The organism is Acinetobacter sp. ANC_7655 (assembly GCF_056784015.1).
The window spans coordinates 15,037-31,939 of sequence record NZ_JBWYJB010000011.1; the positions used below are offsets into that span (position 1 = coordinate 15,037).

Consider the following 16,903-nt stretch of genomic DNA (forward strand, 5'->3'; position numbering starts at 1 on the left):
AAAGCGCCTAACGGCGCTTTTTTATTTTAATGTGGCAGGATCAAGTTGAATACCCAATTTTGTACCACCAAAATGCTTTTGAATATAATCTTCAACGTAAGGCTGATGGTAAAGATTTGAAAGTTTTTGAAATTGTGGATCATTCAATCGATCTTTACGCACTGCAAGTATATTGACATTTTCTAAAGCTTTATCAGTAACCTCTTCTTTAAATATCGCATTTGTTATTACATTTAGTCCACTTTCTAGAGCAATAGTATTTCCAATTGCGGCTAAATCCACCTCAGACAATACACGTGGTAGTTGTGCACCTTTGACCAATTTAAATTGAAGTGATTTCGGATTTGACTGGATACTTTCAAGAGTTCCAGAAATCGTATTAAAATCTGGCTTAAGTTGAATCAACTGAGCACGTTCTAATAGTCTTAATGCACGTGCTGTATTCGCCACATCATTTGGAATTGCAATTAAGGCCCGATCAGGCAAAGCAGTTAGTGACTTGTAGTTTTGAGAATATAAACCCATAGGCTCTAAATAAGTGGTCGCCAAGACAGCAAGCTTATGATGATTCAAGTCATTAAATTCTTTGAAATACGCCCAAGATTGAAATGCATTTACATCAATTTCACCATCGAGCAAAGCTTGATTCAAAGCCACACCGTCATTAATTTCTTTCACCTCAATGTCAACATTTGCTGCTTTCGCCTGATCAGAATCCGCGATATGTCTCCAAATATCAACATCCGATCCATGTGATCCAATCACGATTGTTTGTTGTGTTTGCTTTGTTTTTTGAGGTTCAGGTTGAGCACTACATGCACTGATAATGAGAATTGCAAAAATAATAAATAAAAATTGGGCGTATTTTGACTTCATGATTTACTCGATATTGTTGTTGATTGTTTGAGTTGTTTAAATTGCGCTGGATAATATTTTTCAGTAACGTCTAAATGAGATCTAAGTCGACCTTTGATACAGTTTTCTCCCACATTTCTCAGTAAAGGATTCAGTGGATCTGTCTCTGGTCCTTGTGCAAGTGCTTTTAAATCATTTGCAAGATTTAAAAGCGGAATTTCACCAGCAAATAAATTTGGAGAAAGAAAATAAGCAACCGAGTACCGTTCTGCATTGGTTGGAGATATGACTCGATGTTGATTCGCAATCAAATATCCATTTGTGGCAAGCTCTAAAACCTCACCGATATTGACGACAAATGCGTGTTCAACAAATGGTACTTCAATCCATTTGCCTTGACTTAAGACCTGAAGTCCTCCGATCTGGTCTTGTAAAAGTAAAGTTAAAATATTGGAGTCTTTATGAGGGCCTACACCCTGATGATTCATTTGATCAATTGGGGGATAATGAATCAGCTTGAGTAGTTCATGTGGACTGCCTGTAATCAATTGATCAAGTGCTGTGTCCTGCTGCCCCAATGAAAGCAACAAGGCTTTTAATAATTTAATTGCAACTTGTCTGAGATCTCGTTGCCATGCGGTGACTACGCGTTGAAACTCAGGCCAATTCGAAGGCCACTGATTTGGTCCCTGTAAACGTCTCCATGTCGGTCCAGTTTCAGGTTCTAATGCAGCCAGCTCAAAACCAATGTCTATTTGTTCTCTAAAATCAGGTTGCAGACGTGTAACTTCGGCATTTACTCGACTATACCCTCGAAAATGCGGGGAATGAATCATAGCGATTTCATCTTTTTGTTCTTGTGGCAGCGAAAAAAACTGTCGAGTAATACGCTGAATCTCCAAAATTTTTTCAGCTGAAATGCCATGACCTGTCAAATAAAAAAAACCAATATCCTTGGCGATATGTGCAAGTCGTTGCAGAAAATCTGCTTGCGTTGATGATTGATCAAATTGACTTAAATTTAGAATAGGAAGTGCTGTTAAGCTTTGTTGTAATGGTTGATTCATGATGCACTCATCTTTCTAATACTTCATTGTATTAATGACTGAAAGATGAATGCTTTTGAAATCATTTAAATTGGATACTTATGCGTCTATAAAAATATGATTCGCGTTCAATCACTTACTCTTGCCCAGTCCACACATGATCTTTTAAAGACACCGCATTCGGAATGAGTTTGAGTCGATAAAACAAATCTGCAATTTTTTGTTGCGCCGTGACTGTATCTGTATCGACCAGTTTGGCATAAGCAGGAATATTTCTTTTTTCTAAAACCAGTTTGGTAATATTTTCGTCCAAGCTTGTACTTTGCGCCAAAATTTTTGCGGCTTGATCTGGGTGTTGATTGATCCAATCATCTACTTGATTTAATGTTTGCACAAATCTTTGGGCTTCAACCGCATGTTGTTTTAAAAATTTTGGAGAAGACAAATAGAAGCTATACACTAATGGCAAAGCTTTTGAATCAATAAGAACACGTGTATCACCTTTAAGCGAAGCAGCACTTGCATAAGGATCCCAAATCGCCCAAGCATCGAGTGATTTTTTATCAATAGCAGCTCGGGCATCTGCAGGCGTTAACCAGACGGGTTGAATATCAGACCAGCTCAATTGAGCTTGATCTAATATTTGTGAGAGAAAGTAATGCGCACTTGAACCTTGTGTAACACCAATGCGCTTACCTTTTAGATCCTTTAAGCTTTGAATCGTACTGTCTTTGGGTAAGAGCAAGCTATGTGAGTTTTTAGATCCATTTTCATAAGCTAAATATTGAATTGGTTTACCTGCAGAAAGTGCGAAAATTACAGGTGTATCCCCTGTATACCCCACATCAATAGCACCGACATTTAATGCTTCTAGTGTTTGAGGACCTGCCGGGAATTCTTTCCATTGAATTTTCACACCAGGGAATGCCTGCTCAAAAGTTTTATTTTGTTTTGCAACGATGAATTTAAGCGCCGCTTTTTGATAGCCAATATTCAAGGTTGTTAATTTTTCATTTGATTCATCTTGCCCCTTAAGCTCAGTAGGCTTTTCTTTTGAGCATGCAATGAGGCTAAAACTCAATGTCACAATGGTGCTTAGTACAAATAATTTTTTCATTGTCTTGGTAATTTATTTGATTGGAATAAAAAAATAAGCCAAACTTCGAAAAAAATTAAATCACTATTTGCGCTTAGTTATTCAGTTCAAGATCTAAGCCATCCTGCTCATAAAATATGGTTTTATCCTTAAAAATTAAATTAATCTATTTTCAAATCAATTTTTTATTTTATCTGGCATTACAGTTTTTCTACATTCGGCCATGTTGCAACTTTAATCGCAATGCTAGAATCTTTTAAATAAATGGATGTATAGATTAGAGCAATCCTAAATGACTGAAAACTTAGAAATACACTGCCCAAAATGCGGTTCAACTGATATTGAAAAACGCAACCATGAACAATTACTGCAAAAAACAGGTGGTGTTCTTCTTTCCGCAGCGGGTACAACTGCGGGTACTGTGGGTGGTGCTGCATCAGGTGCTTCTATTGGTGCTTCTATTGGTGCTGTTGCGGGCCCTTTAGGTGTAATCATGGGTGGCACAATTGGCACTTTTGTTGGTGCAATCAGTGTGGGTGTGACTGGTGGCTTTTTAGGTCATCGTTTTGGAAAAAAAGCGGGAGAAATTGTCGATAAGAATGTTTTCCTCGATTACCAATGCAAAAAGTGCAAACACCGATTTGAACAGAAACATATTTCAAAATAAAAGTGAGCGAGAAGCTCACTTTTTTTATGCCTGATAAAATAATCTTTAAAATTATTTCTTTAACATTTGCAACGCCACTTCACCTAATCGTTTCCCTTGCTCGATACACAGTGATTTTTCATCTTGGCTTAGAGATTGATCGTGTCTAGGTCCACTGACATGTGTAGCACCATAGGGTGTCCCACCTGATTTTGTATTCGATAAAGCTGGGTTGGCATTGGTTAAACCCAAAATCAACATTCCATGATGAAACAAAGGTGGCAACATAGTCAGTAATGTACTTTCCTGCCCGCCGTGCATAGAGCCCGATGAACCAAACACACAAGCAGGTTTATTATGCAATGCACCATTGAGCCATAAACTCGTTGTTTGATCCCAAAAATATTTCATTTCTGATGCCATATTGCCAAATCGAGTTGGTGATCCTAATGCAAGTCCCGAACAATGTTGAAGATCATCCAAAGTCGCATAAATATCGCCCTCCTCTGGAATACTTGGTGCTGCTTCGGTCACCACTGTTGCCAACTGTGGAACTGTTCTAATTTTCGCAAGCATTCCAGTAGATTCAATTCCTTGAGCAATTAAATGTGCCATTTCCTTGGTTGAACCATATTTGCTGTAATACAAAACTAGAACATATGCTTGCATAAAAAGATCATCCAATGAAAAAAGAAAACTATACGGTATTTTTTTTAAAATTTGGTTAAGCTGTGCAACGAACGTACAGAATTTTAACTAAAAAATACTCGAGACTCATTATTTATGGCGGAAATCTTAAAAAAGTTACCTTTCTACAATAAAACATGGTTTCAGTTTATTTTGTTTGTACTACGACGCTTTGAAGCTAACAATTGTCGTGAGCAAGCAGGCTCTTTAACTTACACCACACTTTTCGCTGTCGTGCCGATGTTGACCGTATTCTTGGTTATCATTTCATCGATTAAAGCATTAGAACCTGCTCGGCAACAATTACAACAATTGATCTACAGTAATTTTCTGCCTAAAACCAGTATCGCGTTTGATAAAGCATTGAATGCATTTACTGACAATTCGAGCAACTTAACCATTATTGGTGTGCTGTTTTTATTCTTTACCACAGTAATGATGCTCACTAGCATTGAGACAGCATTCAATCGTATTTGGCGTGTGACAGAAACGCGTAATGGCATTATTGGTTTTATGCGCTATTGGACCATCATTTCACTGGGACCAATCCTGCTGGGTTCGGCTTTTGTGATTTCATCGACTTTAGCGTCTATGAACATCCTAAGCAATAATTTTGCAGGTTATGAATTGAATGGCACTTTTATTTTATGGGTCATCTCATTTGCACTCACCGCATTAGGTTTTTTTGCCTTGTATTGGACGATTCCAAACCGCTCTGTTCCAATAAAAGCAGCCATGATTGCTGCGATTTTTAGTGCTGTTACCTTCGAGTTACTGAAAAATTTATTCGGCTTCGTGATGACTAACTTTACCAGTTATCAGTTGGTTTACGGTGCTTTTGCAGCAGTTCCAATTTTCCTGTTGTGGATTTATCTCTCTTGGAACATCGTACTGCTTGGTGTTGAGATAAGTTATGCCCTCACAGCATTTCATACAGGTAAGACCGAAACGCGCCATCCAATTCTCATGCTTCTAGATATGCTTGAGTTATTCTATAAAAAACAAAAACAAGGTAAAACCGTAACCGATCTGGAGGCACTTGATATTTTAGGACGCGGTGAAATTGGCCGCTGGCCTAAATATGTTAATCTATTAGAACAGCAGAATATTATTAAACGTACAGATAATAATGAATATGTTTTGGTTAGAAATTTAGATCATCTTGATTTTTGGTCATTTTATAAATCATTGCCTTATACGCTGCCTGATAAAAATGATATCGGAAAAATTCATGAAGATGATGTATGGATGAACCGTATTGGTCCTGCACTGATTGAAGCTGATGATTATCTTGCTGCAAAGCTCTCCGTACCGCTATCGACCATACTTGAAGAAAAATAAACTCTTGCAATAAGAAAAGACCTCTATAGGTCTTTTCTTATTTCGTAGACGGATTATATGGACGTGTAGATTGCCAACAAATAAGTGCGCCTAAGGTCACTAAGACACAACCGATCCAAAAGCTCATTAGAGGTTGCACATCTAGAATCAGCATCGACATCAGACTTGAAAAAATGGGCATAAAATACGTTGCCAAAATTAAAATTTTGAGATGTCCATATTGCATGCTTTGGTTCCAATTGCTGTAAGCCAAGCCAATTAAGCTGCCAATGACTACAACCATCAGCCATGTCATCAAATTCAGCTCAACAAACGGTTCTCGCATCACAAAATGTACAGCCCACAACCCAACTGCAGTCATTAGAAAAAGAAATGGAACAGCATTATGACCTTCTGCATATTTCTTGGTAAATATACTGTACAAAGGCCATAGTACGGCGCCGATGAAAGCAAATGAGTACGCCAATGGATTTTCAAGCACGGCCACCAATATGCTTTTCGGCTCGAGAATATCTGGATTAACAACCATCATTAACCCAAGAATGGCACATGCAAAGCCAGTAATCACCCAAATATTCGCGCTCAATTGCCGTGCAAGAATCGAAAATACAATCAGCAAAGGAGGCCAAAGATAATTAATCATTGCTATGATTAATACCTGTTCTCGATGCGTTGAAAGTGCAATCGAAATTAAAAACAGGATCTCGTAGCCAACAAAAAGAGCACCACAGCCCCATAAGTATTTTTTAGGCATGAGTGAAAGCTTGGGAAAACCATTTTTCCATAACATGAACAATGCACTAAAACTATAGATCAGTGCCACCGCCTGTATCGGGCTTAATGATTCAGTTACAAGTTTCACCACCGCAACCAACGAGGCCCAAATCAAAATCGAGCTTAATCCCAGCCATGTGTACTGATTCAATGGAATGCTCCAATTCTTGCGCTGATTCGATCAAGATAAATTCTCAAATAGCGGTGCAAAGATACAATCATAATCCCTGCAAGAACCATACAAGAACCGACCAAGAAACTCGTTTCGATCTCCTCATCTAATAGCCAGACACCAAACAACATGCCGAACATGGGGGTCAAAAACGAAAACACACCTAAGCCATTTGCTAAATAAGTTCGTAACAACCAAAACCATAACAGTAAACTTAAAAAAGACATGACAACCGCATGAAATGTTAAGCTCAGAAACGTCAGTTGTGACCAGCGCACATCTGCTTGTCCAGTCCAAAAAGCTAAGGGTAATAAAAAAATAAAGCCCCCAAGCAATTGATAAAATAATGTTTGAGTAGGCGGTGCCTCTGAAAGCGTTGAAAATTTTAAAGAAATCGTAGTCAATGCCCACATCATCCCCGCCATTAGAGCAAGAAAATCTCCCCATAAAATAAGGCTGAGTTGGCTCTGAGCTTGATCACGCACTAAAAAAGTATAAGCGATGCCAAGAAATGCGAAACAAATACCAAACCACTGCAGATTATTCAATTTTTCAGCTTTGACTTTCCAATGTAAGCCTAAAGCCACAAAAATAGGCGCGGTATAGAGCAGAACAACAGTGTGCGCAGCACTGGTGTACCTGAGTGCCTCAGCAACCAAATAAAATTCTGCAGAAAATAAAAAGGCTAACCAAATTCCAGGAACAACATAACGGTAATGGAACAGTTGTTGCACTCGTTGTCGATACAATAATGGAACGACAAGCAAGGTTGCCAAACCACAGCGCAATGCGATTTGCATCAGAGGACTAATATCAGTAGCTGCAAGTTTCAAGACAATTTGCTGTAAACCCCAGACTAAACACAATACGATCATTAAGCTTGACGCCTGAAGGTCAAGACCTCTTCGCTCACCCATGAGTGGCACTCTTCACACAAACAAGTCGTCACTATACTGCTGACTGAATTAGAATATATAATTCAAAACAGACAACAAATACATTTATTCAGGCAATTTAATATGCCAAAACGCCATCCACATGAATCATTCGTTCAGTTAGATAATTATGATCATATCCAAGAGAATCTTTGGCTAACATTCCGTAATGATCCAGCCCATTCGGAATATCCTAAACACGGTCATGCATGGGGCGAATTTATCTATGCATTTGATGGTGTAATGGAAGTTCATATTGATCAAAATCAATATTTAACACCTCCGCCCTACGGAATTTGGCTACCGCCGCATCTGCATCACAGCAGTATTAATCTCACAGCTGTTTCTCATGCCACCTTATACGTGCATGAAAGCCTGTGTGATGCACTGCCCAAACAATCAGGTATTTTACTAAGCCCCCCCTTAGTGACGGCGCTACTCAATGAACTCAGAAAAACTTATTTCAAATATGATCAACCCGAATATCAACGACTCTTAATGGTTTTGCTGGATCAATTAAAAAGCTCACCCCTGCTCAAAAGCTACTTACCCCATTCTGATCATCCTGCATTACAAACGATATTTACCTACATGCATGAGCATCTCAGTGATCAGCGTCCACTGAGAGATTATGCTCAAATGGTGAATATGAGTGAGCGCACTTTATCGCGCCTATGTGAAGCTGAAATTTCGATGTCGCTCAATGAATGGCGTCAACGCTTTAAAATTACACGAGCATTAAGCTTATTGTCTGAAAATAAAACCGTTGAACATATTGCTCTAGATTTGGGCTATGCCAACGCCTCAGCCTTTATCAATATGTTTAAACGCTGGATGCACATCACGCCCCAACAGTTTCGTAAAAACATCAATTCAGACAATCTCTAGCCATAAAAAAAGGATGAACCATCATCCTTTTTAATTGAGCTTGATGCATCATTAATGCACTTGCGTAGTCCACACAAAATCTTGTTTTAAGCCAGTCAAAGTCATTTTGAGCTGATCACCCGATTCTAATGGTCCCACACCTGCAGGCGTACCCGTCATGACAACATCACCAGACATTAAGCTAAAGTTTTGACTGATTTCTGCCAAAAGCACTCCTAATTTAAAAATCAGTAACCCCGTATCACCATGTTGCCTAAGTTGATCATTAATTTCGAGTTTAAACTGGACTTGATCTAATGCTGGAACCTGATCAAGCGAAATCCAATCTGCCAAAATACAAGATCCATCAAATGCTTTCGCACGTTCCCAAGGTTGTCCTTTCTTTTTAAGCTGATCTTGTTGATCTCTTAAAGTCAAATCCAAACCAAGGGTGACTGCACCTACTGCTGCTAATGCCTCTTGAGGATCCTTAACGTTTTTGAGCGGTCGATCTATTCGCAATGAAAGTTCACATTCATGATGACACTGTCCCAATGCACGATTCCAATCAATCCCTTCTGCTAAGGACACCAAGCTACTCGGCGGCTTGATAAATAAGACAGGTTGATCAGGAATCGCATTACCTAATTCTTGAGCATGCGCAGCATAACTGCGACCGACACATACAATTTTTGATGGAACTGCACTCATGAAAATCTCTCTTATTTATAGTTTGAGTAATGAACTCATCAAAACTTAACGTTTTTGGAATGTATTTTCAAACAGTGTTCTGTCTACATCAGACTCAAATGCACGTTTTGGAATAATGACAACTGTATGATTTTTGAGTTCAAGCATATAGGTCAATTTACCCACTACAAATTTTTGTACTTCAATGTAGGCAAATGCTTGTTTAGGACGACCACTTGAAAAAAGCTCGGCAGAGTTTTGAAACAAATCGATACCTTGTTCAGTCTTACCAAATTGATATTTTTCAAACTGACGCTTGAACATCATAGGTAAAAACCAGTAACGCATAACGATTTGTAAAAAGATAAAGAACGTGCCTAAAGCCACGTAATAGCGCCCTACTCCCTCTAATCCAAGATAAAGCCCCCAAATCACGATCGCAATACTGACAAGTGGCGTTAAAAAACGCGTAAATTGTTTTTTGCCAAAAGTAGCTAATGCAAAACCATCCTGAGACTCTTGTAAATTTAAGAAGTAACGGACAGATAAAACTGGTTGAGTATCAGACATAGGGGATTCAACGATCGATTTTCTTAAGCAAAGATATTACACCACTTTACCTGAAATCGAATTGTCGTTTTAATGAATAGTGTTGATTACATCATCGCACTATTGATGAAAGCATCACACGATTTACAATGACACAAAATAAAAAGTCTAAATTCATAGTTCAGGATGAAAATGAAATACTTTAACTATCGAGCATTGTGCTTAAGCCTTATTTTTATACCCAGCTTGTCGTACAGCGCGATTATTGAATGGAAAGAAAATATACCCAGTGCGTTAAAACCATTTCAAAATAATAGTACCGAACTCGCCAGCATCGCCAAAGATCAGATTCTCATCTATGCGCACACAAATACCCAAACATCTATTCCGACACGCAAAAAACAACCCAATCCAAATGTGAAGTTCACATCATCTGCCATCGTATTGCCTGTTAATGAAGAAAAGGTCGCCAAAACGCTTTCACAGTTTGAAAATTTTGTTGGATTATTCCCGACATTGAAATCAGCTAAAATATTAAATCAAGAAAAAAATATCACTCAGGTTCAATATAAAATTTCCATTCCAACACCAATACCAGTGCTCAACTTTAATGAGACCATAGTGTTTCAGCATCATATTGAAGCCAATAGTATTTCAAGTTTGATTGTGGATGCACCTGTTCCTTATGGTCTAGGCAAATTTGAATGGTTCAAATTGGATCAAAATCATACTCTTCTGACCCTAACGCAATGGGGAGATTTGAACCAACCTAAAGGTTTTCTATTTAGCAAAGTTCTGAATGCAGTGCCTGAAGCAAAAATGGGAATTCCAAGTGGTACACATGCATTTTTACTTGAATCAATTCGAAAAAAATTAACAGCGCCTTCTTCGAGTGCGCTCAAACCAGGACAATTTCCATCCGACCAATTAACGACAAATCAAATAGCCAAAATCGCACAAATCAGTCGTATCACCGAACACCCTGTAAGTTTTGTCCATACACCGACAACCGTGCCTTATCAACACGGTGCAGAATCAATGCGTTTTGTGACGACGTATCAGTATTATTCCCAACCAGTGCAACGATTACAAAAATGGACACAGCCTGTACATTATAAAAAGTTGTTTCCCCGCCAACTCAAATCTATTGATATCGAAACCCTAAAAGACCAAACACAATTGGCAGATTTTAAAGTTGAACTCGGGTTAGGAGTTATTCAAATTCCATTCCGATTTAAACTAAATTTTAGCTTTCCTCAGTCGAATCAGAATAGTTTTTATGCTCAAGGGGGTGATCTGAAATACATTAAAGGAAAAATGCAATTTGATAAGTTTCAACAAGGTACTTTATTGAAAATGACGAATGCTGGAAAAATAGATGAAAAAGCACCGTTCCTGATTCGTGCAGCACGGAGCTTGCCTTATCATGATGTGCTCCCTACAGTTGGGGCGAATGTCGTCTTTGCATTGAAAGTCAAAAACGAAGAGCAGAAGAAATAAGATAAAAAAATAGACACAAAAAAACCGCAATTAAGCGGTTTCTTCTCTTTTTTTACATCTTAGAGATGATCAAGTTGGTGCGCTCAGAGAGATTCGAACTCCCGACCCCTTAGTTCGTAGCCAAGTGCTCTATCCAGCTGAGCTATGAGCGCGACGTCTTGATGGAGTGCATTATATATGAATATTATTATTTGTTAAGTACTTTTTAATAAAATTTAAATCAAGCGAACAGTATTTATACGTAAATGTAAATTATGGCTAGATAATCAACAATTTAAGAGATGATCAACAAGATCAATCCAAATTCCAAACAATCCTGAGTTGGATTGATGATGTTTTTATAAGAGCTAATATCTATTAATTAAAAATAATATGTGTAGAAATTTTAAAATTTATTTCTTTCTTAAGTAGCTAATAAAATATGATGATTTAGAGCATCACTTCATTCTAGAAACAAAAAAACCGCAATTAAGCGGTTTCTTCTCTTTTTTACATCTTAGAGATGATCAAGTTGGTGCGCTCAGAGAGATTCGAACTCCCGACCCCTTAGTTCGTAGCCAAGTGCTCTATCCAGCTGAGCTATGAGCGCGTACTTGAGTGTCTTACGACTTCGTTACATCGATTAACTTGATTGGTGCGCTCAGAGAGATTCGAACTCCCGACCCCTTAGTTCGTAGCCAAGTGCTCTATCCAGCTGAGCTATGAGCGCATTTCAAGTTTATCGTTGGCGGTGAGAGAGGGATTCGAACCCTCGATACCAGTAATAGGTATGCTTCCTTAGCAGGGAAGTGATTTCAGCCACTCATCCACCTCACCGTAACGAGACGCCATAATACAAACTTCGTCCCTACTCTTCAAGTGAGAATTTAAAAAATTCTATGTTTTTTGTTCAATCATATATTTTTTAAACAATTTTCAGGTTTTTTACCTTTAATCTGCATTAATTTCACTTTAATACTGTCTATTCTGCATCTCTTTTATAATTTATGAACTAAAAACACTTTATTGCAATCATTTACGTGCAGTATTTCTTATCATGTCTTATGCTAAACTTATCTTCTGATATGAAGCCAAAGACATTATGAAAAATTGGGTCGACCCTGAAGCCAAAGCGGAAGCTGAACGTTACGATAATCCTATTCCAAGCCGTGTTCTGATTCTAGAAACGATTGAGAATAAGAAAAAAGCATTGTCTCATGCAGACCTTGTGGAACACTTCGAAATTGCGGATCAAAAAAGTATTGAAGCACTTAGTCACCGTTTAAGTGCGATGGTTCGTGATGGTCAATTGACGAAAGAAGGTTATAAGTTCCAGCTTATGGCAGATCAACCTGTTCATGATGCGACCATCTATATCAATAGCAAAGGTTTAGGGGTTGCGAGTATAGATGGTAAGAAAGAAGAATATTTGTTACCTGAGCGTGAATTACGTCAAGTCTTCCATGGTGACCGAGTTAAAGTTCAACAGACCTCTGTTGACCGTAAAGGTAAACCATGGGGTTTCATTACTGAAATTACCCAACGACGCGTCAAACAAATCATTGGGAAACTCGCAGAATATGAAGGTGAATACTTCATTCAACCAGCAAATCCAAATGCGCATCAACCGATTACCTTAGAAAAAGAACTCATTGCGCATGCGAAAGCTAAAGTTGGTGATTCTCTTCGAGTTGAAATTGATGATTTTCCAAATCGTGAAGAGTTTGCTACAGGCCATATTATTCAATCTATGGCCGACAAATCTGATACTGAAATTATTATTCCTCAAACCATTTTAGAATATGGTTTACCTTACGAATTTCCAGAAGCAGTAGTTCAAGAAGCTGAAAGTTTTAAAGAACCGACAGCACGAGATCGTCAAGGACGCATTGATTTAAGAGATTTACCCTTAGTCACAATTGACGGTGAAGATGCACGTGACTTCGACGATGCTGTCTATGCAGAAAAACGTCCTGGTGGCGGCTATCGTGTCGTAGTTGCGATTGCAGATGTCAGTCATTATGTTCGTATTGGTAAACCTTTAGATGATGAAGCACAAGAACGCGGTACGTCTGTGTACTTCCCTCACTTTGTCTTACCGATGTTGCCTGAAGCACTTTCAAATGGCTTATGCTCACTCAATCCAAATGTCGATCGTCTATGTATGGTCTGTGATTTGAATTTAAGTCGCGCAGGTAAAGTCACAAAATTTGAATTCTATCCGTCGGTGATGCACTCTAAAGCACGACTCACCTATGACCAAGTTGCAAAATATTTTGAAGGTGATAGTCAAGCTGTACCTGAAGATCGTACAGTGCGTAAATCACTGAATACATTATTCCAACTTTACCAAGTATTAAAAGGTTTACGTGCAGAACGCCATGCAATGGAATTTGAAACCGTTGAAACGTACATGACTTTTGATGAACTTGGTGGAATTAAAGAAATTCTACCAAGATCACGTAACGAAGCTCATAAACTCATTGAAGAATGTATGTTGTTAGCCAATGTCGCTGCTGCTGAATTTGCTTTAAAACACGAAATTCCAATGTTGTATCGTGTGCATGAGCCACCTGAATTCTCACGCATTCAAAAAGTTCGCGACTTTGTTAAGTTATTAGGTTTGAAATTCCCTGATCAACCTACGCAAGCGGACTACCAAGCGGTCATTGAAGCCACTAAAGACCGTATTGATGCGCCAAGTATTCATGCTGTGCTTCTTCGCTCCATGATGCAAGCTTATTATGGGCCAAATAACGCTGGTCACTATGGTTTGGCGTATGAGGCATACACTCATTTCACCTCTCCAATTCGTCGTTATCCAGATTTATTATTACATCGTGCTATCAAAGCACACCTCAAAAATAAACCTGCACCAGTCTCAGGTGGCGCACTAGAAGAAGCCGGTAATCATTTCTCGGCAACAGAACGTCGAGCTGATGAAGCTTCTCGCTCAGTGACCACTTGGTTAAAATGCCATTATATGCAACAGCATCTTGGTGAAGAGTTTGTTGGCGTCATTAGTGCTACGGCTGAGTTTGGTCTATTTGTCACTTTAAAAGATTTATATGTCGATGGTATGGTCCATGTAAGCCAGCTTGGCGATGACTTCTTTGTCTTCGATCAAGCGAGTCAAAGTTTAGTTGGGCAAAATCGTGGTCAGACCTTCGGTTTGGGTGATGAAGTACGCATCAAGGTTGCAGGTGTCAATTTAGAAGAACGTAAGATTGATTTTGAATTGATTCAACAACTCAGCCATGCAGGTCGCGCTATTCGTAGTCGAGCACCACGTGTCGTGAAGGAAAACCCGGTCACCAAGCAAGAAGCGTTAAATCGCATGTTGAATGAGCCTGTCGAACTCCTAAAAGATAAAGATGAAAGCGGTGAACGCCCTGTTCGTAAGAAAAAGTCCAAGGCAAAACCAAGCTCTTATTCTAAAAAATCAGACAAAAAATCTGATGGAAAAGTAAAAGACAAAGCGAAAAAGAAAGCTAAAGTGAAAAAGAAAAAGTCGAATGCGAAAGCTAAATTAGACTAAATCTTTAAAGAGCGCTACGGCGCTCTTTTTTTTAAGCTTTATTTTTTTAATTTATAATCAAGTGCACCGATTCTTTATTTAGCACTTACGTAAATAATTGAATGTATCACTTGATTTAAAGTCCATAAACCCCTACATCTAAATGAAGTAAATGAATCAATTAGGTCCTTGAATGACTTTAGAAAAGGCAACTTTGCCTGTACCCGATTTTTCTCAAATTACACTTGATCAACTTAAAGCACAGATTGAACAAGCGATTCAAAATGGTCAACACTTTATAAACCAACTCGAGAAAGTCCCAGACACGGTACAATTACAATTAAATGTGCTCGATCAAATCGATGAATTAGAAAACCAAATGAGCGAATCTTGGGGAATTTTGTCTCACTTAAATGCTGTGATGAACAATCCTGAAACCCGCGAGATTTATCAGTCTCTTTTACCTAGCTTAAGTGAATACTACACACAATTAGGGCAACATACTGCGCTCTATCAAACCTACCAACATGTGCATGATGCACCTATTTTTTCGGATTTACCAGAAGCTCAACAGAGTGCGATTAAACTTGCACTTAGAGACTTTAAACTCTCAGGCGTGGCTCTAGAAGGCGATGCAAAAAAACGCTACGCAGAAATATCAGCTCGTTTATCGCAGCTTTCTTCAGATTTTTCTAACCACGTTCTTGATGCCACACAATCATATTTCAAACCATTAACTGAAGATGAACTTGCTGGTTTACCTGCGAGCAGTATCGAACTGCTAAAGCAATACGGTCAACAACGTGAACTCGATCAAGCCGTGGCGACATTGGATTTCCCTTCTTATCTTGCGATCATGACTTACGCAGATAATCGAGAGCTTCGCGAAGCCTTATATAAAGCATATACCACGCGAGCGTCGGATCAGTCAGATCACCCTGAATATGACAATACTGCGGTGATGGAAGAAATTCTCAAATTGCGCCAAGAAATGGCTCAACTTTTAGGTTTTGATCATTATGCAGCATATTCACTGGCAAGTAAGATGGCTCCAAGTGTTGAAGCTGTAGATCAATTCCTGATTGAGTTGGCAGAACATGCTCGTAAACCTGCCCTACAAGAAATTGAGGCATTAAAAGCAATTGCTCAATCTCATGGTGTAGATGAACTACAACCTTGGGACACGACGTATTTCTCGGAAAAACTCAAAGTTCAACAGTTTAATCTGTCTCAGGAAGCACTTAAGCCATACTTCCCTACCCCTGTCGTCGTTCAAGGTTTATTTAAAATTGTGGAGCGTTTATATGGTATTCAAGTCATTGAACGTGAAGCACCTGTATGGCATCCAGATGCACGATATTATGAGCTTGAAGATCAAGGCAGTGTCATAGGTGGATTCTATTTTGACTTGTACGCTAGAAGTGGGAAACGTGGTGGAGCATGGATGAGCGGATTCCGCTCACGTATGCAAACCAACAATGGCATGCAGAAACCGATTTGTTACATGGTCGGTAATTTTACACCACCAATTGGTCAACAGCCTGCGCTTTTAACACATGATGAAGTCGTTACTCTTTTCCATGAGTTTGGACATGGTCTGCATCATATGCTCACAGAAGTAGATCATATCTCTGTAGCAGGCACACATGGTGTCGCTTGGGATGCCGTCGAGCTGCCAAGTCAGTTTATGGAATTCTGGACTTGGGATAATGAAAGCTTGGCTTTAATCAGCCAACACATTGAAACCAAAACACCGTTACCTGAAGAACTCCTTAAGTCTCTTTTGGATGCGAGATTTTTCCAATCAGGCATGCAAACCCTTCGACAGCTTGAGTTTGCCATGTTTGATTTGAATATACATAAACAATCTCCTGCTTTAGATGCAACAGGTATTCAACAATCCTTAAACGAAATTCGTGAACAATATGCTGTTCTCCCTACAGCACCATACAACCGATTCCAAAATAGTTTTAGCCATATTTTCGCAGGGGGTTATGCCGCAGGCTACTACTCTTACAAATGGGCTGAAGTTTTAGCAAGTGATGCATTCGATCGCTTTGAACAAGAAGGGATCTTCAACCAAGAGACTGGACTTGCTTTCCGCAAGGCAGTGCTGGCTGTAGGCGGTAAAGATACAGCGCTTGATGCCTTTGTTAAATTTAGAGGTCGTGAGCCTAAAATTGATGCATTATTACGCCATCAAGGTTGGACGAATGACACTAAAACTGCTTAAACTACGCTACTAATTT

At 39.0% G+C, this 16,903-nt stretch carries 14 protein-coding genes and 4 tRNA genes; 6 read left to right on the forward strand and 12 right to left on the reverse strand.

Going from position 1 to position 16,903, the window contains the following annotated elements; translation table 11 throughout:
• Positions 1 to 21: 21 nt before the first annotated feature.
• The 3 genes from AC1M9N_RS11400 to AC1M9N_RS11410 form a co-directional block, all read right to left on the reverse strand.
• A complete protein-coding gene (locus tag AC1M9N_RS11400) occupies positions 22 to 876 on the reverse strand; it encodes a MetQ/NlpA family ABC transporter substrate-binding protein (RefSeq protein ID WP_481954795.1) in 855 nt (284 codons plus the stop codon).
• Positions 873 to 1,922 carry an isopenicillin N synthase family dioxygenase gene (locus AC1M9N_RS11405; protein WP_481586802.1) on the reverse strand — a complete coding sequence of 350 codons (1,050 nt, stop codon included), beginning with the start codon at positions 1,920 to 1,922 and terminating at the stop codon, positions 873 to 875. Before AC1M9N_RS11405 ends, AC1M9N_RS11400 begins: the two co-directional genes overlap by 4 nt.
• Positions 1,923 to 2,037: 115 nt before the next feature.
• The gene (locus AC1M9N_RS11410; RefSeq protein WP_481954796.1) at positions 2,038 to 3,018 is read right to left on the reverse strand and encodes an aliphatic sulfonate ABC transporter substrate-binding protein; all 981 of its coding nucleotides are present in this window, start codon (positions 3,016 to 3,018) and stop codon (positions 2,038 to 2,040) included.
• Positions 3,019 to 3,289: 271 nt separating this feature from the next.
• On the opposite strand from AC1M9N_RS11410, the gene AC1M9N_RS11415 reads away from it, so the two are divergent.
• Positions 3,290 to 3,664 (forward strand): hypothetical protein, encoded by a 375-nt coding sequence (locus AC1M9N_RS11415; protein WP_035265212.1) that lies wholly within the window; start codon positions 3,290 to 3,292, stop codon positions 3,662 to 3,664.
• 51 nt (positions 3,665 to 3,715) lie between these two features.
• Here AC1M9N_RS11415 and wrbA read toward each other — a convergent pair whose 3' ends face one another.
• The gene (wrbA, locus tag AC1M9N_RS11420; protein ID WP_035265209.1) at positions 3,716 to 4,312 is read right to left on the reverse strand and encodes an NAD(P)H:quinone oxidoreductase; all 597 of its coding nucleotides are present in this window, start codon (positions 4,310 to 4,312) and stop codon (positions 3,716 to 3,718) included.
• 114 nt (positions 4,313 to 4,426) lie between these two features.
• Here wrbA and AC1M9N_RS11425 point away from each other — a divergent pair, with 114 nt between their 5' ends.
• Positions 4,427 to 5,671, forward strand: a complete 1,245-nt coding sequence (locus AC1M9N_RS11425) for a YihY family inner membrane protein (RefSeq protein WP_481614236.1) — start codon at positions 4,427 to 4,429, stop codon at positions 5,669 to 5,671.
• Between the two features lie 37 nt (positions 5,672 to 5,708).
• Here the strand turns inward: AC1M9N_RS11425 and yddG are convergent, their stop codons facing one another.
• Entirely contained in the window at positions 5,709 to 6,596 is an 888-nt protein-coding gene (gene yddG, locus AC1M9N_RS11430) for an aromatic amino acid DMT transporter YddG (RefSeq protein WP_481614235.1), read from the reverse strand.
• On the reverse strand, positions 6,593 to 7,534 hold the full coding sequence (locus AC1M9N_RS11435; protein ID WP_481954797.1) for a DMT family transporter: 942 nt from the start codon (positions 7,532 to 7,534) through the stop codon (positions 6,593 to 6,595). Before AC1M9N_RS11435 ends, yddG begins: the two co-directional genes overlap by 4 nt.
• A 102-nt stretch (positions 7,535 to 7,636) precedes the next feature.
• Between AC1M9N_RS11435 and AC1M9N_RS11440 the strand changes: the two genes are divergently transcribed.
• The gene (locus AC1M9N_RS11440; RefSeq protein WP_481596495.1) at positions 7,637 to 8,440 is read left to right on the forward strand and encodes an AraC family transcriptional regulator; all 804 of its coding nucleotides are present in this window, start codon (positions 7,637 to 7,639) and stop codon (positions 8,438 to 8,440) included.
• 51 nt (positions 8,441 to 8,491) lie between these two features.
• On the opposite strand, the gene AC1M9N_RS11445 is transcribed toward AC1M9N_RS11440, so the two are convergent.
• Both AC1M9N_RS11445 and AC1M9N_RS11450 read right to left on the reverse strand, forming a co-directional pair.
• Entirely contained in the window at positions 8,492 to 9,130 is a 639-nt protein-coding gene (locus AC1M9N_RS11445) for a fumarylacetoacetate hydrolase family protein (protein ID WP_481596496.1), read from the reverse strand.
• 45 nt (positions 9,131 to 9,175) lie between these two features.
• Positions 9,176 to 9,679 (reverse strand): YcxB family protein, encoded by a 504-nt coding sequence (locus tag AC1M9N_RS11450; RefSeq protein WP_481596497.1) that lies wholly within the window; start codon positions 9,677 to 9,679, stop codon positions 9,176 to 9,178.
• 171 nt (positions 9,680 to 9,850) lie between these two features.
• Here AC1M9N_RS11450 and AC1M9N_RS11455 point away from each other — a divergent pair, with 171 nt between their 5' ends.
• On the forward strand, positions 9,851 to 11,158 hold the full coding sequence (locus AC1M9N_RS11455) for an SRPBCC family protein (protein ID WP_481614233.1): 1,308 nt from the start codon (positions 9,851 to 9,853) through the stop codon (positions 11,156 to 11,158).
• A 75-nt stretch (positions 11,159 to 11,233) separates the two neighbouring features.
• Here AC1M9N_RS11455 and AC1M9N_RS11460 read toward each other — a convergent pair.
• From AC1M9N_RS11460 to AC1M9N_RS11475, 4 genes are all read right to left on the reverse strand, one after another.
• A tRNA-Arg gene (locus tag AC1M9N_RS11460) sits at positions 11,234 to 11,310 on the reverse strand.
• A 360-nt stretch (positions 11,311 to 11,670) separates the two neighbouring features.
• Positions 11,671 to 11,747, reverse strand: a tRNA-Arg gene (locus AC1M9N_RS11465).
• 43 nt (positions 11,748 to 11,790) lie between these two features.
• A tRNA-Arg gene (locus AC1M9N_RS11470) sits at positions 11,791 to 11,867 on the reverse strand.
• 16 nt (positions 11,868 to 11,883) lie between these two features.
• Positions 11,884 to 11,974 (reverse strand) — tRNA-Ser (locus tag AC1M9N_RS11475).
• 262 nt (positions 11,975 to 12,236) lie between these two features.
• On the opposite strand from AC1M9N_RS11475, the gene rnr reads away from it, so the two are divergent.
• Together rnr and AC1M9N_RS11485 are read left to right on the forward strand one after the other, a co-directional pair.
• A complete protein-coding gene (gene rnr, locus AC1M9N_RS11480; protein ID WP_481954810.1) occupies positions 12,237 to 14,675 on the forward strand; it encodes a ribonuclease R in 2,439 nt (812 codons plus the stop codon).
• A 172-nt stretch (positions 14,676 to 14,847) separates the two neighbouring features.
• Positions 14,848 to 16,887: a M3 family metallopeptidase gene (locus tag AC1M9N_RS11485; protein ID WP_481954798.1), complete on the forward strand. Its 2,040-nt coding sequence runs from the start codon at positions 14,848 to 14,850 to the stop codon at positions 16,885 to 16,887.
• Positions 16,888 to 16,903 lie beyond the last annotated feature (16 nt).